General features: G+C 72.3%; 28 protein-coding genes. 12 read left to right on the top strand and 16 right to left on the bottom strand.

The features are described 5' to 3' along the window. Nucleotides 1-13 precede the first annotated feature (13 nt). Nucleotides 14-448, top strand: coding sequence for an SRPBCC family protein (locus QFZ58_RS32215; RefSeq protein ID WP_307128393.1), 435 nt, complete (start codon nt 14-16; stop codon nt 446-448). Between the two features lie 66 nt (nt 449-514). Here the strand turns inward: QFZ58_RS32215 and QFZ58_RS32210 are convergent, their stop codons facing one another. Continuing rightward, nucleotides 515-1,648, bottom strand: coding sequence for a PLP-dependent cysteine synthase family protein (locus QFZ58_RS32210; protein ID WP_307128392.1), 1,134 nt, complete (start codon nt 1,646-1,648; stop codon nt 515-517). 231 nt (nt 1,649-1,879) lie between these two features. On the opposite strand from QFZ58_RS32210, the gene QFZ58_RS32205 reads away from it, so the two are divergent. Both QFZ58_RS32205 and QFZ58_RS32200 read left to right on the top strand, forming a co-directional pair. After that, nucleotides 1,880-2,245 (top strand): hypothetical protein, encoded by a 366-nt coding sequence (locus QFZ58_RS32205; protein ID WP_307128391.1) that lies wholly within the window; start codon nt 1,880-1,882, stop codon nt 2,243-2,245. A gap of 169 nt (nt 2,246-2,414) precedes the next feature. Next, entirely contained in the window at nt 2,415-2,939 is a 525-nt protein-coding gene (locus QFZ58_RS32200; protein WP_307128390.1) for an ATP-binding protein, read from the top strand. 104 nt (nt 2,940-3,043) lie between these two features. Here QFZ58_RS32200 and QFZ58_RS32195 read toward each other — a convergent pair whose 3' ends face one another. After that, nucleotides 3,044-3,334, bottom strand: a complete 291-nt coding sequence (locus QFZ58_RS32195; RefSeq protein WP_307129067.1) for an SHOCT domain-containing protein — start codon at nt 3,332-3,334, stop codon at nt 3,044-3,046. A gap of 200 nt (nt 3,335-3,534) precedes the next feature. Between QFZ58_RS32195 and QFZ58_RS32190 the strand changes: the two genes are divergently transcribed. Both QFZ58_RS32190 and QFZ58_RS32185 read left to right on the top strand, forming a co-directional pair. Next, nucleotides 3,535-4,104 carry a TetR/AcrR family transcriptional regulator gene (locus QFZ58_RS32190; RefSeq protein ID WP_373428623.1) on the top strand — a complete coding sequence of 190 codons (570 nt, stop codon included), beginning with the start codon at nt 3,535-3,537 and terminating at the stop codon, nt 4,102-4,104. Between the two features lie 10 nt (nt 4,105-4,114). Next, nucleotides 4,115-4,699 carry a DUF4865 family protein gene (locus QFZ58_RS32185; RefSeq protein ID WP_307128388.1) on the top strand — a complete coding sequence of 195 codons (585 nt, stop codon included), beginning with the start codon at nt 4,115-4,117 and terminating at the stop codon, nt 4,697-4,699. A gap of 55 nt (nt 4,700-4,754) precedes the next feature. Here QFZ58_RS32185 and QFZ58_RS32180 read toward each other — a convergent pair whose 3' ends face one another. Next, nucleotides 4,755-5,969, bottom strand: a complete 1,215-nt coding sequence (locus QFZ58_RS32180; RefSeq protein ID WP_307128387.1) for an ROK family protein — start codon at nt 5,967-5,969, stop codon at nt 4,755-4,757. A gap of 341 nt (nt 5,970-6,310) precedes the next feature. Between QFZ58_RS32180 and QFZ58_RS32175 the strand changes: the two genes are divergently transcribed. From QFZ58_RS32175 to QFZ58_RS32165, 3 genes are all read left to right on the top strand, one after another. Next, nucleotides 6,311-6,697 (top strand): SCO4225 family membrane protein, encoded by a 387-nt coding sequence (locus QFZ58_RS32175; RefSeq protein WP_373428622.1) that lies wholly within the window; start codon nt 6,311-6,313, stop codon nt 6,695-6,697. Nucleotides 6,698-6,719: 22 nt separating this feature from the next. After that, on the top strand, nt 6,720-7,472 hold the full coding sequence (locus tag QFZ58_RS32170) for a maleylpyruvate isomerase family mycothiol-dependent enzyme (RefSeq protein ID WP_307128386.1): 753 nt from the start codon (nt 6,720-6,722) through the stop codon (nt 7,470-7,472). Between the two features lie 108 nt (nt 7,473-7,580). Beyond that, nucleotides 7,581-7,877: a DUF6332 family protein gene (locus tag QFZ58_RS32165; protein WP_307128385.1), complete on the top strand. Its 297-nt coding sequence runs from the start codon at nt 7,581-7,583 to the stop codon at nt 7,875-7,877. On the opposite strand, the gene QFZ58_RS32160 is transcribed toward QFZ58_RS32165, so the two are convergent. The 3 genes from QFZ58_RS32160 to QFZ58_RS32150 form a co-directional block, all read right to left on the bottom strand. Next, a complete protein-coding gene (locus QFZ58_RS32160) occupies nt 7,838-8,503 on the bottom strand; it encodes a response regulator transcription factor (protein WP_307128384.1) in 666 nt (221 codons plus the stop codon). The genes QFZ58_RS32165 and QFZ58_RS32160 overlap by 40 nt on opposite strands. Further along, entirely contained in the window at nt 8,500-9,783 is a 1,284-nt protein-coding gene (locus tag QFZ58_RS32155) for a sensor histidine kinase (RefSeq protein WP_307128383.1), read from the bottom strand. Before QFZ58_RS32155 ends, QFZ58_RS32160 begins: the two co-directional genes overlap by 4 nt. A gap of 311 nt (nt 9,784-10,094) precedes the next feature. Further along, nucleotides 10,095-10,811 (bottom strand): TetR/AcrR family transcriptional regulator, encoded by a 717-nt coding sequence (locus QFZ58_RS32150; protein WP_307128382.1) that lies wholly within the window; start codon nt 10,809-10,811, stop codon nt 10,095-10,097. Between the two features lie 149 nt (nt 10,812-10,960). Here QFZ58_RS32150 and QFZ58_RS32145 point away from each other — a divergent pair, with 149 nt between their 5' ends. Continuing rightward, nucleotides 10,961-11,416 carry a nitroreductase/quinone reductase family protein gene (locus QFZ58_RS32145; protein ID WP_307128381.1) on the top strand — a complete coding sequence of 152 codons (456 nt, stop codon included), beginning with the start codon at nt 10,961-10,963 and terminating at the stop codon, nt 11,414-11,416. A gap of 42 nt (nt 11,417-11,458) precedes the next feature. On the opposite strand, the gene QFZ58_RS32140 is transcribed toward QFZ58_RS32145, so the two are convergent. Beyond that, entirely contained in the window at nt 11,459-12,691 is a 1,233-nt protein-coding gene (locus tag QFZ58_RS32140; RefSeq protein ID WP_307128380.1) for a geranylgeranyl reductase family protein, read from the bottom strand. Nucleotides 12,692-12,886: 195 nt separating this feature from the next. On the opposite strand from QFZ58_RS32140, the gene QFZ58_RS32135 reads away from it, so the two are divergent. Next, nucleotides 12,887-14,251 (top strand): dipeptidase, encoded by a 1,365-nt coding sequence (locus QFZ58_RS32135; RefSeq protein WP_307128379.1) that lies wholly within the window; start codon nt 12,887-12,889, stop codon nt 14,249-14,251. A gap of 521 nt (nt 14,252-14,772) precedes the next feature. Here the strand turns inward: QFZ58_RS32135 and QFZ58_RS32130 are convergent. The 4 genes from QFZ58_RS32130 to QFZ58_RS32115 form a co-directional block, all read right to left on the bottom strand. After that, nucleotides 14,773-15,126: a VOC family protein gene (locus QFZ58_RS32130; RefSeq protein ID WP_307128378.1), complete on the bottom strand. Its 354-nt coding sequence runs from the start codon at nt 15,124-15,126 to the stop codon at nt 14,773-14,775. A 46-nt stretch (nt 15,127-15,172) separates the two neighbouring features. Next, nucleotides 15,173-15,370, bottom strand: coding sequence for a hypothetical protein (locus QFZ58_RS32125; RefSeq protein ID WP_307128377.1), 198 nt, complete (start codon nt 15,368-15,370; stop codon nt 15,173-15,175). A gap of 136 nt (nt 15,371-15,506) precedes the next feature. Then, complete coding sequence (locus QFZ58_RS32120; protein ID WP_307128376.1) at nt 15,507-16,547, bottom strand: NUDIX hydrolase; 1,041 nt, start codon at nt 16,545-16,547, stop codon at nt 15,507-15,509. 413 nt (nt 16,548-16,960) lie between these two features. After that, a complete protein-coding gene (locus tag QFZ58_RS32115) occupies nt 16,961-17,926 on the bottom strand; it encodes an ROK family protein (RefSeq protein WP_307128375.1) in 966 nt (321 codons plus the stop codon). Between the two features lie 172 nt (nt 17,927-18,098). On the opposite strand from QFZ58_RS32115, the gene QFZ58_RS32110 reads away from it, so the two are divergent. Beyond that, the gene (locus QFZ58_RS32110) at nt 18,099-19,133 is read left to right on the top strand and encodes a LacI family DNA-binding transcriptional regulator (RefSeq protein ID WP_307128374.1); all 1,035 of its coding nucleotides are present in this window, start codon (nt 18,099-18,101) and stop codon (nt 19,131-19,133) included. A 26-nt stretch (nt 19,134-19,159) separates the two neighbouring features. On the opposite strand, the gene QFZ58_RS32105 is transcribed toward QFZ58_RS32110, so the two are convergent. From QFZ58_RS32105 to QFZ58_RS32085, 5 genes are all read right to left on the bottom strand, one after another. Continuing rightward, nucleotides 19,160-20,458, bottom strand: a complete 1,299-nt coding sequence (locus QFZ58_RS32105; protein WP_307128373.1) for an aldolase — start codon at nt 20,456-20,458, stop codon at nt 19,160-19,162. Nucleotides 20,459-20,628: 170 nt separating this feature from the next. Further along, entirely contained in the window at nt 20,629-21,591 is a 963-nt protein-coding gene (locus QFZ58_RS32100; RefSeq protein WP_307128372.1) for an electron transfer flavoprotein subunit alpha/FixB family protein, read from the bottom strand. A 58-nt stretch (nt 21,592-21,649) separates the two neighbouring features. After that, the gene (locus tag QFZ58_RS32095) at nt 21,650-22,435 is read right to left on the bottom strand and encodes an electron transfer flavoprotein subunit beta/FixA family protein (protein ID WP_307128371.1); all 786 of its coding nucleotides are present in this window, start codon (nt 22,433-22,435) and stop codon (nt 21,650-21,652) included. Nucleotides 22,436-22,635: 200 nt separating this feature from the next. Beyond that, a complete protein-coding gene (locus QFZ58_RS32090) occupies nt 22,636-23,142 on the bottom strand; it encodes a flavin reductase family protein (RefSeq protein ID WP_307128370.1) in 507 nt (168 codons plus the stop codon). Nucleotides 23,143-23,338: 196 nt separating this feature from the next. Continuing rightward, nucleotides 23,339-23,665, bottom strand: a complete 327-nt coding sequence (locus QFZ58_RS32085) for a thioredoxin family protein (protein WP_307128369.1) — start codon at nt 23,663-23,665, stop codon at nt 23,339-23,341. Between the two features lie 219 nt (nt 23,666-23,884). On the opposite strand from QFZ58_RS32085, the gene QFZ58_RS32080 reads away from it, so the two are divergent. Then, on the top strand, nt 23,885-24,607 hold the full coding sequence (locus QFZ58_RS32080) for a 1-acyl-sn-glycerol-3-phosphate acyltransferase (RefSeq protein WP_307128368.1): 723 nt from the start codon (nt 23,885-23,887) through the stop codon (nt 24,605-24,607). The last annotated feature ends 23 nt before the right edge of the window (nt 24,608-24,630 follow it).

Genomic DNA, 24,630 nt, shown 5'->3' with positions numbered 1-24,630 from the left:
CTACTATCGGAGGGTGGCCGTCTTCCGGATCGAGCGCTTCACTCCCCTCCCCGCCGCCGAGGCGTGGCGCCGGGTGACCGACTGGGAACGGCACGCGGGGACCGTCCCGCTCACCTCGGTCACCGTCCCGACGGGTCCGCCCACCAGGACGGGCACGGTCTTCGTGGCCCGCACGGGACTGGGGCCGCTGGGGTTCGACGACCCGATGGAAGTGGTGCGGTGGTTGCCGCCCGCAGCCGGCCGGGCGGGCCTGTGCGAACTGGAGAAGCGCGGGTCCGTGGTGCTGGGCCGGGCGTCGATCGACGTCCGGCCGACCGGCTCGGGAGCGCATGTCATCTGGGTCGAGGAGGTGCGGGTGCGGCTGCTGCCCCGGTGGGGCGACCCACTTCTCAGGACGGCGGGGCGACGGGCTTTCGGCCGTGTGCTCGACACTCTCCTCGCGGACTGAGCGCCGCCCCGCACATCCCGCGGACGTGCATCCGGATGCGGCCGGGATCCGTCCCGGGGGCCGGGTTCAGCCGCTCCAGGCCCCGGTGGCCAGGAAGCGCTCGATCGTCTCCGTGTACGGCCGGATGTCCAGGTTCTGCTCGCTCAGCCAGGCGTCGGAGTAGTACTTGTCGAGGTACCGGTCGCCCGGATCGCAGAAGAGCGTGACGACGCTGCCGGTGCTGCCCTGCTCCACCATCTCGGCCACGAGTCTCAGGGCGCTCCACAGGCCCGTGCCGGTCGAACCGCCCGCCCTGCGGCCGATGGCGCGCTCGAGTACGCGAACGGCGGCGACGGTGGCGGCGTCCGGTACCTTCATCATCCGGTCGATGGCGCCGGGCACGAAGCTCGGCTCCATCCGGGGCCGTCCGATGCCCTCGATGCGTGAGCCGCAGTCGCTGGTGGCCAGCGGGTCCTGGCGGGTCCAGCCGTCGAAGAAACAGGAGTTCTCCGGGTCGGGTACGCAGATCCGCGTGTCGTGCTGCATGTAGCGGACGTAGCGCCCGATGGTCGCGGAGGTGCCGCCGGTGCCGGCCGTGGCGACGATCCAGGCGGGTTCGGGGTACCGCTCCATCCTGAGTTGCTGGTAGATGGACTCCGCGATGTTGTTGTTGCCCCGCCAGTCCGTGGCTCGCTCCGCGTAGGTGAACTGGTCCATGAAGTGTCCGCCGGTCTCCGCCGCCAGGAGTGCGGACTCCTCGTAGATCCTGCGGGCGTCGTCGACGAAGTGGCCCTGTCCGCCGTGGAATTCGATCAGCCGGCACTTCTCGGGGCTGGTGGTGCGGGGCATGACCGCGATGAACGGAACACCGATCAGTTTGGCGAAGTACGCCTCCGACACCGCGGTCGAGCCGCTGGACGCCTCGATGACCGGCTTGCCGGGGCGGATCCAGCCGTTGCACAGCCCGTAGAGGAAGAGCGAACGCGCCAGCCGGTGCTTGAGGCTGCCCGTGGGGTGCGTGGACTCGTCCTTGAGGTAGAGATCGATGCCCCACCCCTCGGGCAGCGGGAAGCGCAGGAGGTGGGTGTCCGCGGAACGGTTGGCGTCCGCCTGGACCTTGCGCACCGCCTCCTTGAGCCAGGCCCGGTACTCGGGGTCGCTGCGGTCGACGTCCACGGTCGCCTCGACCCCTCCGTCACCTCTGTGCTCGCTGGCGTCCATCAGGGGGCTCCTTGTCGTGACGGCGGTACTCCGGTACCGCTCACGATATTCCCCCCACCTGCACAAACCTTCACTTTGATACCCCATGGCCTCTTCCTTGGCACCTGAGCCCCGGGCGCGCGAGGCGGGCGGCACCATCGGGGGCGGCCATGTCTGACGGCCCCTGGTGGGACGGGCCCGGCAAGGGGCACACTTCTCAGGAGAAACCGGTACGAGGGGGGCTGAGCCGTCATGGCCGAAGCAGAGTTCCGCGCGAGCGACGTCCGGATCGAGCGGTGGGCCCGTTCCCTCACCAGGGCGGGTCAGGTGATCGTCAAGGACGGCCGGGTGGCGCTGCTGACCAGCGACGGCCGGGAGATCGTCAGCGCACCGGTGAGCGCGGTGAGGGCCAGAAAGCGGTGGTTCCTCGCGGCCGACTCGGCGGTGGCGAGGATCAACGGGGTGCGCTACCGGCTGACGATGGGCCAGCGCAACCGCAGGCCGGGCGGCGCCGCCCCGGTCCGCCGGTTCCTGGCGGTGCTGCGGGGCGGGCACGGCAACGGGTCCGACGCAGCGGTGCCGTACGAACACCGCGAGTTGCGGAGCTCAACCCCCTGAGTCACGCTGGTCCCACGTCACTGAAGGTGTACCGGCGGTGACAGCGAGCACCACTTCGCCGGGGCCCACGCAGGGCGGACCACGCATGACCAGACCAGAAACAGCAGTAAGCCATCTGCTGGATCCGTCCCTTCGTCTTCTTCCGGACCTATTTCGGGGAGTCGCAGCCGTGATCAGCGAGCCAAGCAGGCACTGCGCGGTGGAGCTCCAGGCCCTGCCGTCGCGGATCGGTCAGGTCCGCAGAATCATCTCGGCGCAATTGCGCTACTGGCATCTCGATCCCCTGATCGACCATGCCGCGCTCGGCGTCACAGAACTGCTGACCAACGTTCACCGGCATGCACAGCCGGACAAATCGTGCACCGTCGAGATCGAGCTGCTGCTCGACCGCCTGACGGTCTCCGTCCACGACCACGACCCCCGGCTGCCGACGGTGAACGATGCCGACGCCTCCGCCACCTCCGGGCGCGGGCTGGCACTCGTCGCCGCTGTCAGCGAGAGCTGGGGCGTACGACCGAGCGACGACGCGGGGAAGGTCGTCTGGTTCACCCTCCCCGCCCCTTCCTTCGCCACCGCCCTACCGCCCCTTCCGGTGTACGGGTCGACGACCGACGGGCCTTTCGGCTCCGGCCCCGGGATCCTCACGGAGCCGGTGGCGGCCCGAACACGGTCCCGGTCGACCGTCGTCGGCTGACCGTCACGGCCGCCCTGCGGCCTGCCACCACGCGGAGCACGACGGAGCGCGTCGATCACGTGTGATCGACGCGCTCCCCCCGCCCGGACCCATGTTCCGGACGGTCATGCCGGACCGTCCTTGCCGAAGCGCCCGTAGGGCTCGTCCAGGACGGAGAGCCTGCGCCAGTACTCGTCCTCGTCGATCTCCCCGGCGGCGAACCGCCTGCCCAGGAGGTCGATCGGCGAGTGCTCTGCGCGCTCGCCCCGGCGGCCACCGTACTGCTGCCACGAGGCGTGGCGCCCGCACCGTACGGTGCGGCGCAGCAGTGTGACGACGCCGATGACGACGGCCGCCCAGATGATCGGGAAGAGAAGGACCCAGGGCCCGGGTCCGCCGTACGCCAGGGTGTTCATCTCGGTCAGCTCCTCGGTCGGTACGTCGTCCATGTGTTCCTGTCACGTCCGAGCCTGTCCCGTCAGGGGGGTCCGGGGCGTCGTACCGCCGGCGGCACTCCGCCTACCCCGCAGGGAGTACCGCGCCCGCCGGGCACTGCTTCCGGGCGGACGCGCACTGCCGCCAGGAATCTGTACCTACTGGTATGTACAGTGGATGCATGAACACTCCGGACCGCTTGGTCGAGGCGACCAGGGAGCTCCTGTGGGAGCGCGGTTACGTGGGCACCAGCCCCAAGGCGATCCAGCGGCGGGCGGGCGTCGGCCAGGGCAGCATGTACCACCACTTCGGGGGCAAGCCGGATCTGGCCCTCGCCGCCGTCCTCCGCACGTGCGCGCAGGTGCGGGAGGCTGCCGGGCGCCTGCTGGACACCCCGGGCACGGCGTACGGGCGGATCTCCGCATACCTGCTGCGGGAGCGCGAGGTCCTGCGGGGATGCCCGGTGGGGCGTCTGACGATGGATCCGGAGATCGTGGCCGACGACGGACTGCGCGCACCGGTGGAGGAGACGATCGGCTGGTTGCGGGGCCGGCTCACCGAGATCGTCCAGGAGGGCCTGGACGCGGGCGAGTTCTCGCCGGACCTCGTTCCCGCGGAGACAGCGGCGGCCGTCGTCGCCACCGTCCAGGGCGGATACGTCCTGGCCCGCGCGTCCGGCTCACCCGTCGCGTTCGACGCGGCGGTCACGGGCCTGCTGGCCCTGCTCGCCCCCCGCACACCGACTGCCTGAGGAGCACGCGTTGCACGCCATGCAGTACGAGATCACCCTGCCCGCCGACTACGACATGGAGATCATCCGCAGGCGCATCGCGACGAGGGGCCACCTCCTGGACGACTTCCCGGGTCTCGGCCTCAAGGCGTTCCTGATCCGGGAACGCGGCGAGACGTCACCGGTCGATCAGTACGCCCCGCTGTATCTGTGGTCGGCGCCCGAGGGCATGAACGCCTTCCTGCGCTGTCCCGGTTTCCAGGGCATCGTCGACGACTTCGGGCGCCCGCAGGTGCAGCACTGGTCGGGGCTCTCCTACCTCGAGGGCCCCTCGGCGGACGCGGTCCCCCGAACGGCGCTCCGCCACCGTGTGCGGATCGAGGACTCGGTGCGACCGGCCGAGGCGGTGGAGGCGGCGCTGGCGGAGCACCGCGGGACGGCCGCCTCGCCGGGGGCCGTCGCCGCGGCGCTCGCCCTCGATCCGCGCCTCTGGGAACTGCTCCACTTCACGCTGTGGGAACACGAGCCCCCCGGGCCGGTGCCCGGCGACCGCTACGAAGTACTGCACCTCTCCGCCCCGGAGCGTGCACGGCTGGCCCGGACCGGGCAGTGGTGAGGTCCGCGTGACCGGCCCAGCGCGCGCCCTGGCGTTCGCCGTGGCCGGAGCCTGATCAGGCCAGGGCGGCCAGCGGGTCGTCGAGCACGGGCTGCCAGGCGAGTTCCGCGGCGCCCACCAGGCTGTTGTGGGCCAGGGTGCAGGACAGGATCGGCACGCTGCCGCTGCGGCCCCACAGGCTGCGGTCGGCCACGACCGCCCGCAGCCGTTCGGGATCGGCCTCCAGGAGATCGCGGTGCAGCCCGCCAAGGATGATGCGGTCCGGGTTCAGGATGTTGACCAGGCCGGCCAGGCCGAGGCCGAGCCGGTCGATCAGCTCCTGCGCGGCGGCCCGCACGCAGGGGTCGCCGTACTCCGTGCGCAGCAGGTCGCCGGCCTGCTTGAGGAGCGACTCCTCGGGGCCGGGGTCCCTGCGCGCGGCGGTGAGGAAGGCGAGCGGGTCGGTCTCCACGTCCAGGCAGCCGCGTCCACCGCAGTGGCAGGGGCGCCCCTCGGGGTTCACCGTGAGGTGTCCCACTTCCAGGGCGAGCCCTGAACTCCCTGTGTGCAGACGGCCGTCCAGGACGAGGGCGCCACCCACGCCCCGGTGGCCGGTGGCCACGCAGAGCAGGTGCTGGGCGCCGCGGCCGGCGCCGTGCCGGTGCTCGGCGAGGGCGGCGAGATTGACGTCGTTGCCGGTGAACGCCGGGCCGGTGATCCCGGCCGCACGCACGCGGGCGGAGAAGATCTCCCGGACGGGGGCGCCCGCCGGCCAGGCCAGGTGCATGGGGTTGAGGGCGGTGCCCTCCGGTTCGGCGACCGCGGAGGGCACGGCGAGCCCGGCGCCCACGCAGCGCAGCCCGCTCTCGCGCAGCAGCCGGGCACCCGCTTCGACGACCTCGCCCAGCACCTGGGCGGGGTCGGCCATGACGGTCACGCAGCCCGGCGCGGTGGCCATGATCCTGCCCCCGAGCCCCACGAGCGCGGCGCGGAAGCCGTCGGAGTGCACCTGGGCGGCAAGGGCGACGGGGCCGCTGTCCCTCACGGACAGCCGGTGCGAGGGGCGACCTTGCGAACCTGCCGCGGAGCCGGGGCTCGAGTCGACCCTGATGAGGCCGAGCGCCTCCAGCTCGGCGGCCACGGCGCCCGCGGTGGCACGGGTGACCCCGAGTTCGGAGGTCAGGACGGCACGAGTGGGCGCCCGGCCGGTGTGCACCAGCTCCAGGGCAGGCCCGAGCGCGCTGCGGCCCCTCTCCAACTTCGTCCGCGTGGTGGTCGACTTGCCGTTCATGGGGGCGAGTCTCCCATGATCCGGAGCCACTGCCGACGCTCCGGCGCCCCGCACCGTTCACCGGCCGGTCACGGGTGCCGAAGGCCCTGCGCGGGTCGTCGGCGCCATCCTACGCCCACTTTGTGCCGCTGCTGAACAAAACGAGGACGGCGCTGCCGGGGGCCTGACGGAGACACCGCCTCGGACCGCCTCTGCCCCGTCGCCCCGACGGCGACCCTGTACGCCGCGCCGGGGCACGGGGCCCGGAACGCCGCACACATGAGCGATTGAGTAGCCGTACTCAGGCGTCTCCGGCTCCCCGGAGGCACGCTGGAGGCATCGACGATCACGGGGAGCTGGACATGACCGACCGGATACACAACGCACGGCTCCGGATGAACAACGCGCGGCTGAGGAAGTCGGCGCGGCTGACCTTCGGCAACGCGGCCTCGCGCGTCTACCTCGCCCTGGTGGCGGCGGCTGCGGTGTTCGTCGCCGTGGACACGCTGTTCGTGGCGCACGACGATGCCTCGTTCGCCGGTGTATGGCTGTTCTTCCTGGCGGCGCCGACCGTCTTCGTCTTCCTCGTCGGCGGCTCCGTGGCCGGTGCGGACGCGGGCGGCCCCGCGTGGTTCCTGTACCTCGGCCTGGTCGTGTCGGTGCTCGTCCAGGCCTGCGCGCTGGGCTGGTTCTCGCAGCTGCTGCGCGGCACCGGCCGGGGCCGCTCCGCCCGCCCGCAGGGGGCTTGACGCGCCTGGCAAGATCGCGTCCGTGGAGACAACGGAGCATGTGACCGCCTTGTCCACGGAGGGCCGGGCACTTGTCGCGGCCGCCCGGGCGGCGGGACCGGACGCACCGGTACCGACCTGTCCGGGCTGGCGTGTGCGTGACCTCCTCCGGCACACCGGCACGGTGCACCGCTGGGCGACCGCGTTCGTGGCCGAAGGCCACAGGACCCACCGGCCCGCCGGCGGCGAACCGGACCTGGACGGTGACGAGTTGGTCGGCTGGTTCGCCGAGGGCCACGGCCTGCTGGTCGACGCGCTCCGGACCGCCCCGCCTGGGCTGGAGTGCTGGGCCTTCCTCCCGGCGCCGTCCCCCCTCGCCTTCTGGGCCCGACGGCAGGCGCATGAGACGAGGATCCACCGGGTGGACGCGGAGACGGCGCGCGGCGGACCGCTCACTCCGGTCGACGCTCCGCATGCCGTGGACGGCATCGACGAACTGCTGGCCGGATTCCACGCCCGGCCCAAGAGCCGCGTGCGGACCGCCCGGCCGCGCACCCTGCGGGTGCGGGCCGTGGACGCGGACGCGGCGTGGACCGTGCGGCTTTCGGCCGACCCGCCGCGGACGGTACGCGACGAAGCCGTGCCGGAGGCCCCCGCCGACTGCGAGGTCAGCGGGACCGCCGAAGAGCTGTACCTGGTCCTGTGGAACCGCCTGCCCCTCACGTCGGTCGCGCTCACGGGCGACCGGGAGGTCGCCGGGCTCTTCACCGAGAACTCCGCGATCACCTGGTCGTGACGGCGCGGAGCCGGGGCAGGGTGCCCGGGGCCTGGTGACCGGGCGGGGGGCCTCGCGGGAGGCGCCGCGGCCCTTGCCGCCTGACACCGCCCCTGTGACACTTCGGACATGGGACGACGCACACAGGCGGAACGGGACGCGATGACCATCGAGACCGGCTACGCCGTGGCGAGCGGCGCCCTGGTGGCCGCGGCCACGTTCTTCGGCGTCCTCCTGCCCGCCCTGCTCCTCGATCTGCCCGGTGCCGGTGACCGCCTCCTGCTCCGGGCCGGAGCGGTGCTGGGCACGCTGGCGTTCGCGGTGCGCGTGGTCCATGTGCTGTGGCGTTTCCCGCATGCCGGGGAAGGCCGGCCCGGACCAGCCGTTCAGCCCAGCCAGCCGGGCCGTACGAGCCCCGACTCGTAGGCGAGTACGACGAGTTGCGCCCGGTCCCTGGCGCCGAGCTTCACCATGGCACGACTCACGTGGGTCTTGGCGGTCAGCGGGCTGACGACCAGTCTGCGGGCGATCTCCTCGTTGGAGAGCCCCATGCCGGCGAGCGCCATCACCTCGCGCTCGCGTTCGGTCAGTGCGTCCAGGACCGTGGCCGTCGCCGGCTCCTTGGACCGGGCGGCGAACTCGGCGATCAACCGGCGCGTCACCCCCGGTGACAGCAGGGCGTCCCCTGCCACCACGGCCCGTACCGCCCGCAGCAGTTCCTCCGGCTCGGTGTCCTTGACCAGGAAGCCGGAAGCCCCGGAGCGGATGGCCTCGAACACGTACTCGTCGAGTTCGAAGGTGGTGAGCATGACCACCTTCACCTCGTGCAGCGCGGGGTCACAGGTGATCGCGCGGGTCGCGGCCAGCCCGTCCAGTCGTGGCATCCGGATGTCCATGAGCACCGTGTCGGGCCGGAGCCGGCGCACGAGACGCACGGCTTCCGCGCCGTCGGCGGCCTCCCCCGCCACCTCGATGTCCGGCTGGGCGTCCAGGAGGGCGCGGAAACCCGCCCGGACCAGCAGTTGGTCGTCGGCGAGCACGACGCGGATCACGGTGTCTCCTTCGCTTCAGGTCCCGCTCCGTCCGGGGGCGCGTCCGGACCGCCCGGACCGGGTCGCAGCGGGAGCTCCGCCGTGACCCGGAAACCGCCGCCGGGGCGAGGGCCCGCGTCGATCGTGCCACCCAGCGCGGCGGCCCGCTCCCGCATGCCGATGAGCCCGTTTCCGCTGCCTCCGGCGTCGCGGCCCGTCGCAGGGCCCTCGTCGTCGACGCGGAGCCGGATGCGCCCGTCGCCGTAGGCGATGCGGACCTCCGCGGTACGCGAACCCGAATGCCGCACGACGTTCGTCAGAGCCTCCTGCACGATGCGGAAGGCCGCGAGGTCGGTGCCGGGCGGAACCGCTCTCCGCGTGCCGTCCTCCGGCTCCACGGTCACGGTCAGACCCGCGTCCGCCGCCTGATCGACCAGTTCGGGGAGCCGGTCCAGCCCCGGGGCCGGGGCCCGGGGGGCGTCACCCGGGGTACGGAGGTTCTCGAGGACCTGGCGTACCTCGCCGAGCGCCTCCTTGCTCGCCGACTTGATGGTGGTGAGGGCGGTGCGGGCCTGCTCCGGATCCGCGTCTAGCAGGGCCAGCCCCACCCCGGCCTGGACGTTGATGACGGAGATGCTGTGCGCCAGCACGTCATGGAGCTCACGGGCCATGCGCAGTCGCTCCTCGTCGGCCCGTCGCCGCTCCGCGGCCTCCCGCTCCGCCCGCGCCGCCGCCCACTGCTCACGGCGTACCCGCAGGAGTTCCGCCGCGGCGACGATCGCCACGACCCAGGCCGTGATGAACGCCTCCTGGCCCCACGGCGCCGGACCGTCACCCTCCGGCGGCAGCCACCGGTACAGCCAGTGGGACACCAGGACGTGCCCCGCCCAGAGCGCACCCAGCGACCACCAGGCCGCCTTTCGGTGCCCCGACACGATGGCGCTGACGCATCCGACGGCGACGGCGAGGAGCACGGGGCCGTACGGATAGCCCAGCGCCAGATAGGCCAGGGTCGCGGCAGACGTCCCGGCGACGGCCGCCACCGGATGGCGGTGACGCACCAGCAGGACCGCGACCGCGACGGTCAGCAGCAACCGGGCGACGGCACCGAGCGGCTCACGGCCCTGCCCGTGCGCCGCGACGGTCGTCCCGGCCATCACGACCACACCGAGCACCACCGTCGACAGCCAGGGCAGCCGGTCGCCGTCCCGCAGCCGCAGCCCGCGCAGCCGCCCCGGAGGCCCGTAGCCGCCGGGGCCGCGGCGGGGGCCCGTGCTTCCGTGCGCTCGCTGCTCGTCCATACGGCAACGCTAGACGTGCGCAACCGCCCGGGGCGTCAGCCGGGCGTGGTGGTCCCGGGTACTCCCCGCGTAGTACCCCTCCGCCCGGCGCCCGGCGCCGGAACCGGGTGGAGCGGGGCGTCCGGGGCCCACGGCGGCTCGGGGACCCTGCGGCTGCGGCAGGCCTCGGACCCTGCGGCCTTGGAGGCCGGAAGCCTTACGCCCGGCAGCCCGGGGAGCGCGGGGAGCCTGAGCTTCACACGGGGAGCCCCGGGAGCGTCACGGGGCGGGAGAGGGCCGCACGCGGGACCCGTACCGCATCCGCTCCCGGCTCAGGCGGCGCCGCCGTGCGGGCCGTCCATGAGTCCGGCCGAACGGGCGAGCTCCAGGGCGGCGTGGCGGAAGAACGGTTCCCGGTCCTCGACGACCCGGGTGAACTGGCCGAACAACTCGAAGGAGATCAGCCCGAAGAGCTGCGCCCACGCTGCGACGAGGGCGGCCACCGCGGCGGGCGGGAGGTCGGGGGCCAGGTCCGACCCCATGCGTTCGACCTCGGGGCGCAGCTCCGCGCTCAGCCGGGGGACGGCCAGGCCGTCCGTGCGGTGGGCGTCGCGCGCGAGTCCGACGAGGACGAGGCCCACCCGGGACGCGGGGCCGACGGTCTCCTGCGGGGCGGTGTAGCCGGGGACGGGCGAGCCGTAGATCAGGGCGTACTCGTGCGGGTGGCGGAGCGCCCAGTCCCTCACCGCGCAGGCGACCACCGCCCAGCGTGCGGTATGCGGGCCGGTGGAGCCGCCCGCCGTCGCCCGGGCGGCCTCGGCGGCTTCGCCGACCGCGTCGTAGGCGTCGACGATGAGGGCCGTGAGGAGGTCGTCGCGGCTCGGGAAGTAGCGGTAGAGCGCGGAGGAGACCATGCCCAGCTCACGGGCCACGGCGCGCAAGGAGAGTTTCGCGGCGCCGTCCGCCGCGAGTTGCCTCCTGGCTTCGTCCTTGATGGCCGCGGTGACTTCGACGCGGGCGCGCTCCCTGGCTCCTCGGATGGTGCTCATGCTGTCAGTCTGCCACGGATACGGAGCAGCGACCTAAAACGAGAGCACTGCTCTTGCTTCAGGGCGGGCCCGCGTGCACACTGATCTCGAGCGAGAGCAGTGCTCTCGAATGAGAGCGCCGGACTACAGCCAAAACGGGAGTCAGCACCATGTCTCAGCAGCCGTACTACCTTCAGGGCGGCCCCTTCACCGTCCGGATGAACAGCATCATCGGCCGGCTCGCACGCCGCGGCATCAGCCTCCTCGGCACCGCAGAGATGTCGGTCCGCGGCCGCAGGAGCGGACAGATGCAGCGCATCCCCGTGAACCCCCACACCTACGAGGGCGCCCAGTACCTGGTCTCCGCCCGCGGCCACTCCCAGTGGGTGCGCAACATGCGGGTGGCTGGCGGCGGGGAGCTGCGGGTGGGCCGGAAGATCCGCAGCTTCACGGCCGTGGAGATCGCGGACGACGAGCAGAAGGCGCGCGTCGTACGCGCCTACCTCCAGCGATGGGGCTGGGAGGTCGACCAGTACTTCCAGGGCGTCACCGCGCGGTCCACGGACGCGGAGCTCCTCGCCGCCTGCCCCGACCACCCGGTCTTCCGCATCACCGTCGACGGCTGACACGCCCGGCGAGGCGCGGGGCAGGCCCGGGGCAGCCCGCCCTCAGCGGTCCATCGCCGACATGGCCCGCTGCGCCAGCGGGTGCGTACGGACCAGCTCGGCCAGCGAGGTGGTCCCCCGGGTGACCCCGGCGAACGCCTTCCAGGCGGGACGGAAACCGGTCAGCACCGCGTGCAGGATTCCGGGGCGCCGCTCGAACAGCTTGAGCATGCGCCGGCCGACACCCATCTCGACGCCCAGCCCCGCCTTGATCGCGAAGGCGTAGTTGAGTGCCTGGCGCCGGGCGTCGACGGCATCGTGCGCCTCCGCGATGCGTACCGCCCACTCGCCCGCGAGCCGTCCGGACCTCAAGGCGAAGGAGATGCCTTCCCTCGTCCACGGCTCGAGGAGTCCGGCCGCGTCACCGCAGACCACCACCCGGCCACGGGAGAGCGGCGAGTCCTCGCTGCGGCACCGCGTCAGATGGCCCGAGGAGATCGTCGGCTCGAAACCGGCGAGGCCCAGCCGGCCGATGAAGTCCTCCAGATAGCGCTTGGTCCCCGCACCGTCACCACGCGCCGCGATCACCCCGACGGTCAGCGTGTCGCCCTTGGGGAAGACCCAGCCGTAACTCCCGGGCATCGGCCCCCAGTCGATCAGAACCCGCCCCGCCCAGTCCTCCGCGACCGTCGCGGGCACGGGGATCTCGGCCTCGAGACCGAGGTCCACCTGGTCGAGCTTCACCCCGACGTGGGCTCCTATGCGGCCTGCACTGCCGTCGGCGCCGACGACCGCCCGGGCGAGCACCGTCTCACCGCCGGCCAGCACCACGGCGACCGTGCGCCGGTCCGGAACGGCCGGCCCGTGCTGCTCGACACGCGTCACCGTCACACCGGTGCGCAGTTCGGTACCCGCCTTCTGCGCCTCCTCCACCAGGCCGGCGTCGAACTCCGGCCGGTTGATCAGCCCGAAGAGCATGCGCTTGGACCTGCGGGTACGGGACAGCTTCCCGTTGAGCGAGAACGTGACCGCGTGGATCCGGTCCTTCAGGGGGAGTTCGAACCCCGGGGGCAGGGAGTCCCGGGAGAATCCGATGATTCCGCCGCCGCACGTCTTGTACCGCGGCAGCTCCGCCTTCTCCAGCAGCAGCACCCGCCGGCCTGCAACGGCCGCCGCGTACGCCGCGGAAGCGCCGGCCGGGCCGGCGCCGACCACCACGACGTCCCACACCGACAACTCCTGCGGTACCGACGACTCTTCCGGCTCACGTCCGGCGTCTGCGTTCTCGCTGCTCACGATGTGCTTCTGCTCCCGATCCCGACCAGTGGCCCCAGCTGCTCCCGGCATCCTACGGCGCGCGGTGGCCCGGCATCGCTGTGGGAGGATCAGCCATGATTTCGTCGTACAGGCAACGCCGCACCGACGGCCTCGCCCCCGGACGCGCACACAGCGCCCCACAGACCTGACGTCGCACCCACGAGGAGCGTGCCCATGACCGCCCGTCCGATGACCGAGACCGTTGCCTCGCTGATGCCCCGCGCGAAGGCGGAGCTGACCGAGCTGGTGGCCTTCCGGTCGGTGGCGGACCCCGCGCAGTTCCCGAAGAGCGAGTGCGAGGCAGCGGCCGACTGGGTCGCCGACGCGCTGCGCGCCGAGGACTTCCAGGACGTCGCCCTGCTCGACACGCCCGACGGCACCCGGTCGGTCTACGGCTTCCTGCCCGGACCGGCCGGCGCGCCGACGGTCCTGCTGTACGCGCACTACGACGTGCAGCCGCCGCTGGACGAGTCGGCCTGGATCTCCCCGCCGTTCGAGCTGACCGAGCGCGACGGCCGCTGGTTCGGCCGGGGCGCCGCGGACTGCAAGGGCGGCTTCATCATGCACCTGCTCGCGCTGCGCGCCCTCAAGGCGGACGGCGGCGTCCCCGTCTCGGTCAAGGTGATCGTGGAGGGTTCCGAGGAGCAGGGGACCGGCGGTCTCGAACAGTACGCGCAGGCGCACCCGGAACTGCTCGCCGCCGACACCGTCGTGATCGGGGACACCGGCAACTTCCGCGTCGGTCTGCCCACCGTCACCTCGACGCTGCGGGGCATGACCATGCTGCGCGTGCGACTGGACACCCTCGAGGGAAATCTGCACTCCGGGCAGTTCGGCGGTGCCGCCCCGGACGCGCTGGCCGCGATGATCCAGTTGCTGTCGACGCTGCGGGCCGCGGACGGTACGACGACGGTCGACGGACTCACGACGGACGCCACGTGGGACGGGCTGCAGTACCCCGAGGACGAGTTCCGCAAGGACGCCAAGGTGCTGGACGGTGTGGAGCTGATCGGCACGGGCACGGTGGCCGACCGGATCTGGGCGCGCCCCGCGGTGACCGTCATCGGTGTCGACTGCCCTCCGGTGGTGGGCGCCACGCCGTCGCTGCAGGCGAGCGCCCGGGCGCAGATCAGCCTCCGGGTGCCGCCGGGCCAGGACGCCGGCCGGGCGACGAAGCTGCTGACCTCCCATCTCGAGTCGCACGCACCGTGGGGTGCCAGGGTCTCGGTCGAACAGGTCGGTCAGGGGCAGCCGTTCCGCGCCGACCTCAGCAGCCCCGCGTACACGGCGATGGCGGACGCCATGCGGGTCGCCTACCCGGGTGAGGAGATGCAGGCCTCCGGCATGGGCGGCTCGATCCCGCTCTGCAACGCCCTCTCCGAGCTGTATCCCGAGGCGGAGATCCTCCTGATAGGGCTCAGTGAGCCCGAGGCGCAGATCCACGCGGTGAACGAAAGCGTGTCGCCCGAGGAGCTCGAGCGGCTCTCGGTCGCCGAGGCACTGTTCCTGCGGAACTACGCGGAGTCCAAGAAGGTGTGAGGCCCGGCCGGGGGCTGCCCCCTGGAGTGGACGCGGAAGTCGCCGCCGTCCGACGCTGCTCACCGAGCGGGCGGAGGACGGCCGGCGCACGGCTCCGACGGGCTCGAAGGCTGCGGCCCGTGCGGGTGTCCAGGTGGTGCGGCGGCAGTTTGCCGCACCGATCCGTGTCATCGATGCGCGAGGCTTGCGCACGGCTACCGTGTCGGAGTATCTGCGCGTCCGTGCGAGCCCCTGACGTGGCCGGCCCGCTCCCACGACCGCGGAGAAACCGGTTCAGCCGCTGATGGAGCCGTGCTCCCACGGCTCGGCGCCGTGGCAGCTGACACCACGGCACTCCGGCCGGTTCCCTGCCGGGCCGGCCGCAGGGACGGCTCGCCCGTGCGGGAGCGAGAGCTCAGGGGGATCGACGGTTGCTCCGCGTTCGCGCAACCACGCTCTGCCGGGGCGATCCGCCGGCGTTCGGCGCGAGGGCCGAACCGCCGGTCGATCGGTACACCAGCGGACCCACCCGGACGCGGGCCTCACTGACGCCGCCGGCCGAGGACACAGAACTCGTTGCCTTCGGGGTCCGCCAACACGACCCACGACTGAACACCCTGGCCGATGTCGACCCGCTGCGCGCCATGGGCCTCCAGACGAGCCACCTCGGCGTCCTGGTCGTCAGGCCTGAAGTCGAGGTGCAGCCGGCTCTTGGCCTTCTTGCCCTCGTCGATCCGGACGAAGTCCAGCCCCGGCAGGCGATCCGGTTCCGGGCGGATCTCGAACTCGTCGTCGGAGGAGTGGACCACGACCCAGCCGAGAGCCTCGGCCCACCACTGTCCCAGAGCCGCCGGGTCCACCGAGTGGACGACTACCTGTTCCCATTGCAAGGTCATCTGCCGAGCTTAGACCTCCCGGCGAGGGGGGCGTCCTGAGGTTGACTCAGGCGGGCGAGGACGCGGCCCGGGAAGCTCGCGTCGAGGTGCCGAGGAGGTCGCTGAGTGAGGTGCGGGCACGTTGCAGGTCGGTCATGCGGCTGTCCAGCTCCTGCAGTCGCTTCCGCCGGTGCTCCTGGACGCAGGCGTCGAGTTCGGGACCGTCACCGAGGTCTGGCGCGCCCGAGAAGACTTGGACCGGCACAACGCGACCCCACAGCTGCGCGCCTTGCGGACCCGCTTCAAGAAGTTCGAGGGATTGAATCACCAGGGCACCTTCGGTCGGCGAGCGAGCCGGACGCTCGCCCGTCGGCCGAGGCGAGCAGGGTGCGAAGCCTTCGCTACCCGCCCACCGGCACTCCGGCCTCGAGATTCAGTACGGCGGACCGTTCGCGGGCCCTCAGGGCCCAGCGCAGCCGCTCGTAACGGGTGGGCGGCAGCAGCGAGGCCGCCTCGGCCTCGGTGACGAAACGCCAGCCGCGCAGCTCCGCCCCGGGGAGCAGCATCCGGCCGGCGTCCTCGCCCCGCAGGAGGCCGCCGTCGAACAGGAAGCGCAGGCCTCCGTAGCCGGGCGGCTTCGGGGCCTCCCAGTCGACCACCAGGAGCTTCGGTGCCGTCCCGAGGTGGAGGCCGAGCTCCTCGGCGACCTCCCTCATCCCGGCCCGCGCCGGGGCCTCCCCCGGTTCCACCACGCCGCCGGGGAACTCCCAGCCGGGTTTGTAGGTCGGGTCGACGAGCAGGACGCGGTCCTGCTCGTCGAAGAGGAGAACCCCGGAGGCGACGGTCTCCGCACGCGGCTCGGGCGTCTGGACTATCCCGCACTCCCGGGCCTCACCGGTGCGCAGGGCCTCGGCGATACGTTCGGCCGTCGCGCGCGGTGTGAGCGTGCTGGTGTCGACCGTGTGGGCGTCCGCGGTGATCCAGTCGAGCGCCGCCCGGTAGTGCTCGATGTGCTCGTACGCCCACTGCCGGGTCCGCCCGGCCTGCTCGGGGTCGTCCGCGGACTTCTCGCGGTGGGCTATCCGCCTGCGCAGGATCGTTTCCTCAGGTGAGAGCAGCACGTGGCGCACCGGAATGCGCCGGGAGGCGAGCCCGCCGAAGATCTCGTCGCGGTAGTCCTGCCTCAGCAGTGTCATGGGCACCACGAGGACTCCCGGCAGCTCGGCGAGGAGGGCGGCGGCCGTGTCGACGACCAGACGCCGCCAGATCGGCAGGTCCTGGAAGTCGGTCACCTCGGCGAGCTTCTTCTGGGGCAGCAGGTGGCGCAGTCCCCCGCCGATCAGTTCGGGGTCGTAGAAGGTGCTGTTCGGGATCAGGTCGATCAGTTCGCACGCGGCGCTGGTCTTGCCCGCACCGAACGCACCGTTGATCCAGACGATCACGCGTCCCCCTCTTCCGTAGCCCCCTGTGGCTTGCCCGCAACACCCCGCTGCGGAAACCCCACCGGGCGATGCCCTTGGGCACCCGGCCGTCCCCGGCGCCCGCAGGGGACGTCCGGCTCGGCGAGTCCGGGCGGCGGCCGTCCGGCCGTGACGGACGCCGGTGTGACGTCGTTGGAGCGGACAGTCACAGGAGCGACGAGGAGGTGTGCGGTGCGCCGCACGGTACTTGAGCAGTTCCCCGCGGGAGGGCCGCGGGGCAGCAGGCCCGCGGAGGAGTTCGCGGCGGCCCGCCGCGGCGAGGGCGTGGCCGCCCAGGTCGTGATGGACCTGGACCGGGACGCGTTCCTGGTGGTCGTGCCGCAGCAGCCGGCCGACCAGGGCCGCCGGGCCGGGGCCGCCGGGCCGGGGCGCGGCTACTGCGCGGCCACGGCCCGCACGTCACCGGCTCCGGAAGGGACCGCCGTCGCGGCGGCCGCGGCGCCCACCAGGCCGGCGTCGGTACCCATGACGGCGGGCGCCACCGTGAGGCCCTGGACGAAGGACAGCGTGGCGTAGTCGCGCAACGACCGTCGCAGGGGCGCGAACAGCACGTCACCCGCGCCGGCCACTCCGCCGCCGATCACCACGATGTCGATCTCGACCAGCGTGGCCGTGGCGGCGATACCGGCCGCGAGCGCCTGGGCGGCCCGCTCGTACGAAGCGATGGCGACCGGGTCGCCGGCCCGGGCGGCGGCGGCCACCGCCGCCGCGGTGACATCCCCGTCCCGGCCGGGGAGCCAGCCGTTCTCCAGCGCCCGCCGGGCGATGTTCGGGCCGCTGGCGAGGCGTTCGACGCAGCCGCGTGCGCCGCAGGGGCAGAGATCACCCTCCAGGTCGACGCAGATGTGGCCGATGTGGCCGGCGTTGCCCGTGGGACCCGGATGGAGCCTGCCGCCGAGGACGAGCCCACCGCCGACACCGGTGGAGACCACCATGCAGAGCGCGTTGTCGTACCCGCGGGCGGCGCCGAGCCAGTGCTCCGCCGCCGTCATCGCGACACCGTCGCCGACCAGCACGACGGGAAGGCCGCCCGTTGCCCTGCGGACCCGCTCCACCAGCGGGAAGTCCCGCCACCCCGGGACGTTCACCGGGCTGACCGTGCCCGCCGAGGCGTCCACCGGCCCGGCGCTGCCGATGCCGACCGTGGCGGCCCTGTGCCACAGCGGGGACGCCATGAGTTCGGCCAGGACCTCGCTCACCGCCCCCATCACCGCCTCCTCGTCCTCGCGGGCGGGCGTCGGCCGCCGCGCCCGTACGAGGAGGGCCCCGCCGCCGTCCACCAGCGCGCCGGCGATCTTGGTGCCGCCGATGTCGAGCGCGGCGACGAGGTCGGTATGCATCGGTGTTGTCTCTCCGGAGGGGTGAGGCGCCAGACCTGCGGCTTCCGTCAAATGGTCCGCACAGTGTCCCTGGAGATGACAACGTTGTCCAGGGCCTATGCTCGACGCCACAGCCTCCGACCCCTGACAGCGCCGCCGAAACCGCCCGCATCCGACGACAGGACAGCACACCGTGGCCATGACCGCCCGTCATTCCGAGTCCCGTTACGGCAACAGGCCGACCATGAAGGATGTGGCGGCCCGTGCCGGAGTCGGCCTCAAGACGGTCTCCCGGGTGGTGAACGGCGAACCCGGGGTCACACCCGACACCGAGCGCCGCGTCCAGGAGGCGATCGAGGCGATGGGTTTCCGGCGCAACGACAGCGCCCGTGTGCTGCGCAAGGGGCGTACCGCTTCGATCGGTCTGGTGCTGGAGGATCTCGCGGATCCCTTCTACGGGCCGCTGAGCCGGGCCGTGGAGGAGGTGGCCCGCGCACACGGCGCCCTGCTGATCAACGGATCGAGCGCCGAGGACCCCGAGCGCGAGCAGGAACTCGTACTCGCCCTCTGCGCACGCCGTGTGGACGGCCTCATCGTGATTCCGGCGGGCGACGACCACCGGTACCTCGAGCCCGAGATAAAGGCGGGCATCGCCACCGTGTTCGTCGACCGTCCGGCAGGCCGGGTCGAGGCCGACATGGTCCTCTCGGACAGCTTCGGCGGCGCGCGCGAGGGCGTCGCCCACCTGGTCGCGCACGGCCACCGCAGGATCGGCTTCATCGGCGACCGGCCGCGCATCCACACGGCGAAGGAACGACTGCGCGGGTACCACACGGCCCTGACCGACGCCGGGATCACGGTCGAGGACTCCTGGGTCTCCCTCGGCTCCACCGACCCGGCACGGGTCCGGGAGGCCGCCGAGACCATGCTGCGGGGACCCGAGCCGGTCACCGCGCTCTTCGCCGGCAACAACCGCGTGACGGTCACCGCCGTCCGCGTCCTCGCGGAGTGCGACCGCAGGATCGCCCTGGTCGGCTTCGACGACATCGAACTGGCCGACCTGCTCGGCATCACCGTCATCTCGCAGGACGCCGCGGCAGTCGGCCGTACGGCGGCGGAGCACCTCTTCCGCCGCCTGGACGGGGCCGACCACGCCCCGGTCAGGGTGGAGCTCCCGACCCGGCTCATCCCGCGGGGCTCGGGTGAACTGCCACCGGCCGGGGCCTGAGGCAGCCGCCTGGCCGGGCCGAGGGCCTACGGGGCCGTCACGGTCAGTCCGCCCCGGCGGGGCGAGGCGAAGCCGTCCAGGTCCGCGCGGGACAGGCCGGTCAGCTCCACGACCTCCGCGGTGTCCAGGGCGCCGCAGTCGATGCCGCGCAGGAGGTAGCCGCTCAGCGCCTTCGCGGTGGCGGGCTCGTCCATCACGTCGCCGCCGGCCTTGGCCACGTAGGCGGCCAGACGGGAGGCGGCCGCGCCCATGCCCTCGCGGTAGAAGGTGTAGACGGCCGCGTAGCGGGTGGGCAGGTGGCCGGGGTGCATGTCCCAGCCCTGGTAGTAGGCGCGCGCCAGGGCGCGGCGGGTGAGCCCGTAGTGCAGGCGCCAGGCGTCGTGGACCTGCTGGGCGGGACCGACGGGCAGCACGTTGGTGGAGCCGTCGCAGACGCGCACGCCCGTGCCCGCCGCGGCGACCTGCATGACGGCCTTGGCGTGGTCGGCGGCGGGGTGGTCGCTCGCCTGGTAGGCGGGGCTGACCCCGACACAGGCGCTGTAGTCGAACGTTCCGTAGTGCAGGCCCGTCGCTCGGCCCTGTGCGGCGTCGATCATGCGGGCCACCGCCGCTGTCCCGTCGGCGGCGAGGATGGACTGACTGGTCTCGATCTGGATCTCGAAGCCGAGCCGCCCGGCCGGCAGGCCGTGGGCCTCCTCGAATGCCTCCAGCAGCCGGACGAAGGCGGTGACCTGTTCGGGGTACGTCACCTTCGGCAGTGTCAGTACGAGCCCGTCGGGGAGGCCGCCGGCCCGCATGAGGCCGGTGAGGAAGATGTCCGTGGTGCGGATGCCGCGGTCCCGGACGGCGGCTTCCATGCACTTCGTCCGGATGCCCATGTACGGCGCGGCGGTGCCGTTCGCGTACGCCTGGGAGACGAGCCGGGCCGCTCGCGCGGCGGCCTCGTCCTCCTCGGCGTCCGGCCGCGGCCCGTAGCCGTCCTCGAAGTCGATGCGCAGGTCCTCCACGGGCTCGCGCTCCAGCTTGGCGCGCACCCGGTCGTGGACGGGCTCCGCGAGCTCCTCGGGGATGCCGAGGATGCCGGCGAGCGCGGCGGCGTCCGGGGCGTGCTCGTCGAGGGCCTCCAGCGCGCGGTCGCCCCAGGAGCGGACGGTGGTGGCGCCGAAGGTGTCGGCGGGGACGTAGACGGTGTGGACGGGCTGACGGGTCCCGGGGTCTCCCGGGTAACGGCGGGCGAGTTCGGCGTCCACCGCCGTGAGGGAGGCGCTGATCTGCTCACCGACCGCGCCGGCGAGGCTCGTCGCCACCTTCTCCTGCTGACCCATGACCGCACCCTCCACGTGTTCAGTATTTCCGCTTCCCGGAAGCTTTCATCCGCATGGTGAAGTTATAAGTCTCCGGCTCACGCGTCAATGGTGATCGCGAACGGCCCGGGGCCGCGCGGTGGGAACACCGCGCGGCCCCGGGCCGTCGTACGGGCACAGCCTCTTCGAGGTCAGCCCTTGCGGGTCTTGACCTCGTCGGTGAGCTGCGGGACGACCTGGAACAGGTCGCCGACGACGCCGTAGTCGACGAGGTCGAAGATGGGCGCCTCGGCGTCCTTGTTGATCGCGACGATCGTCTTCGAGGTCTGCATTCCGGCCCGGTGCTGGATCGCGCCCGAGATACCGGAGGCGATGTACAGCTGCGGGGAGACCGACTTGCCGGTCTGGCCGACCTGGTTGGTGTGCGGGTACCAGCCGGCGTCGACCGCGGCGCGGGAGGCGCCGACGGCCGCGCCGAGGGAGTCGGCGAGCGCCTCGATGAGTCCGAAGTTCTCCGCGCCGTTGACGCCGCGGCCGCCGGAGACGACGATCGCGGCCTCGGTCAGCTCCGGACGGCCGGTCGACTCGCGCGGCGTGCGGGAGAGGACCTTCGTGCCGGTGGCCTGCTCGGAGAAGGAGACCGTGAGGGTCTCGACGGCTCCCGCGGCCGGGGCGGCCTCGACGGCGACCGAGTTCGGCTTGACCGTGATGACCGGGGTGCCCTTGGAGACGCGCGACTTGGTGGTGTACGAGGCGGCGAACGCGGACTGCGTGGCGACCGGTCCCTGCTCACCGGCCTCCAGGTCGACGGCGTCGGTGATGATGCCGGAGCCGATGCGCAGCGCGAGGCGGGCCGCGATCTCCTTGGCCTCCGCGGAGGAGGGCAGCAGCACAGCCGCCGGCGACACGGCGTCGTAGGCGGCCTGGAGCGCGTCGACCTTCGGTACGACGAGGTAGTCGGCGAACTCCGGGGCGTCGGCGGTGAGTACCTTGACCGCGCCGTGCTCGGCGAGCGCGGCGGCGGTGTCGGCGGCCCCGTTGCCGAGGGCGACGGCGACGGGCTCGCCGATGCGGCGGGCGAGCGTCAGCAGCTCCAGGGTGGGCTTGCGGACGGCACCGTCCACGTGGTCGACATAGACGAGAACTTCAGCCATGGGACTTCAATCTCCTGCGTGCGAGGGAGTGCGGGGCGGTGGAGGGAACGGCCGGGGCTCAGATGAACTTCTGGCCCGCAAGGAACTCGGCCAGCTGCTTGCCGCCCTCGCCCTCGTCCTTGACGATCGTGCCCGCCGTGCGGGCCGGGCGCTCGGCCGCGGAGTCGACCGCGGTCCAGGAGCCCCCGAGACCGACCTCGTCCGCCTCGATCTCCAGGTCCTCGAGGTCCAGCGACTCGACCGGCTTCTTCTTGGCCGCCATGATGCCCTTGAAGGACGGGTAGCGCGCCTCACCCGACTGGTCGGTCACGGAGACCACGGCCGGGAGGGAGGCCTCGAGCTGCTCGCTCGCGGCGTCGCCGTCACGGCGGCCCTTGACCGTGCCGCCCTCGACGGAGACCTCGGACAGGAGCGTGACCTGCGGGACGCCGAGGCGCTCCGCGAGCAGCGCCGGAAGGACACCCATGGTGCCGTCCGTCGACGCCATGCCGCAGATGACCAGGTCGTAACCGGTCTTCTCGACAGCCTTGGCCAGCACCAGGGAGGTGCCGATGACGTCGGTGCCGTGCAGGTCGTCGTCCTCGACGTGGACGGCCTTGTGCGCGCCCATCGACAGGGCCTTGCGCAGCGCGTCCTTGGCGTCCTCGGGGCCCACCGTCAGCACGGTGATCTCCGCGTCGTCCGCCTCGTCGGCGATCTGCAGCGCCTGCTCGACCGCGTACTCGTCGAGCTCCGACAGCAGACCGTCGACGTCGTCACGGTCCAGGGTCAGGTCATCGGCGAAGTGCCGGTCCCCGGTGGCGTCGGGTACGTACTTCACACAGACAACGATCCTCAAGCTCACGCCGGCTCTCCTACTGCATCGTCATTTCTGGGCTGCCTTGTTGCACGCAGCATAGGCGCCTTGTGGGGCGGTTTCCGGTCGGGGCGACCGAGGCTCCGAAGGAAATATTACTCGTCAGTACATCCAGTGCATTCCCCATAAGCAAGCGCTTGGAACTGTGACCTTGCCAACGTGGCCGCCCCTGCGCCGCCTGCGCGCCGTCAGTCTCGCAGAGCAGTGAAACGACCCTGGTGGTAGACCAGCGGCCGACCGCCGCCCGACGGGTCTCCGCCCACCACCTCGGCGATCACGAGGCTGTGGTCCCCGGCCGGGACACGGGCCACCACCCGGCAGACCAGCCAGGCCACGACACCGCCGAGCAGGGGCACCCCCTGGGGGCCGCGGCGCCACTCGGTGGAAGGGCCGAAGCGGTCGGCGCCGCTGCGCGCGAAGGTGGCCGCGAGCTCCCGCTGGTGCTCCCCGAGTATGTGTACGCCGACGTGCTCGGCCTCCGCCACGACGGGCCAGCTGGAGGAGGAGGTGCCCACCCCGAAGGAGATGAGCGGCGGCTCGGCGGCGACGGAGCTGAGCGAGGTGGCCGTGAAGCCGACCGGCCGCTCGCCGGCGGCGGTGATCACGGCGACTCCGGCGGCATGCTGCCGGAACACGGAGCGCAGGAGCTCGGGCGTGGCCGTTCGGGGAGTGGCGAGGTCGGGCGAGGCCGTCATCGACGAGTCCTTCTGGGAGGGGGCGTACGGGGCCGTGGGTTCCTCAGGCACCCGGACAGCGCGCACTGGCGTGGCGCACGAGGTCCACGTGCACCCGGCAGAAGAGAAGGAGTTCTGGCGGCATAGCGTCAGACTGACGATGAGTGGTGTGTGCAGTCAAGCGCGGACCGTCATGTGGGAGATGCGTCACGGCATGTCACATCGCCTCTCCCAGCGCCGCGACGACATCCGCGGTACGGGGCTGACCGGCCGCCCGGCGTACGACGCGCCCGTCCGCGTCGAGCACGAGGACGGTCGGCGTCCGGCTGATGCGGAGGCTGCGGACGAGCGGGAGGTGCGCCTCGGCGTCGATCTCGATGTGGGCGACCCCGTCGACCATTCCGGCCACCTCCGCGAGCGTGCGCCGCGTGGCGCTGCAGGGCCTGCAGAACGCGCTCGAGAACTGCACGAGAGTGGCCCGCTCCCCCAGCGGCGCACCGAGTTGCGCGGCGTCCAGGGGGTCGCCGATCGTCTGCCCGTCCATCCCGGTCTCCTCCTCAGAGCTCTGCGCAAAGGGTCAGCACCGGGCCACCGCGTTACATTCCCGGAGGTTTCACGTGACGAGAATCTCTCGCCCCGAGGCCTTTGGGGCTGGCCACGGCGTCGCACATGGGGCACGATCGCCCCAATGCCGAAAACCTACGGCTGCGTAACTTCCGCCGGGAGAACCCACCCCAGGCATTGAAGAAGGGTCTTCATCCAGATGGCAGAACTCGTCTATCGGCCGGTCATCGGCGCCGCTCGCACGCTGTTCAAGGCGCTCGACCTGAAGATCGACACCCAGGGTTCGGAGCACATCCCGAAGACCGGTGGCGCGGTTCTGGTCAGCAATCACATCAGCTATCTCGACTTCATCTTCACCGGACTCGGCGCGCTGCCGCAGAAGCGGCTCGTCCGCTTCATGGCGAAGGAGTCGGTCTTCCGGCACAAGGTCTCCGGACCGCTGATGCGCGGCATGAAGCACATCCCGGTCGACCGCAAGCAGGGTGAGGACGCCTACGCGCACGCCCTCGCGTCGCTGCGCTCCGGTGAGATCGTCGGAGTGTTCCCCGAGGCGACGATCTCCCAGTCGTTCACGCTGAAGAGCTTCAAGTCGGGCGCCGCGCGGCTGGCCCAGGAGGCCGGCGTGCCGCTGATCCCGATGGCCCTGTGGGGCACCCAGCGCCTGTGGACCAAGGGCCGGCCACGCAATTTCCGGCGCAGCCACACCCCGATCACCATCCGGGTCGGCGAGCCCATGGAGGCCCCCGCCGACCAGTACGCCGGTGCGATCACCCGCCGGCTGCGCGAGCGGGTGCAGGAACTGCTCGAGGCGGCGCAGCGCGCCTATCCGGTGCGCCCGAAGGACGCGGGTGACACCTGGTGGGTGCCGGCGCACCTCGGAGGTACGGCTCCGACGCCCGCGGAGGCCCGCGAGCGCGGCTGACCGGCCGGCAGGGCCGTGGCGGA

Source organism: Streptomyces sp. B1I3, assembly GCF_030816615.1.
Taxonomy (GTDB): domain Bacteria; phylum Actinomycetota; class Actinomycetes; order Streptomycetales; family Streptomycetaceae; genus Streptomyces.
This window is presented reverse-complemented; position numbering and strand designations above follow the sequence as displayed.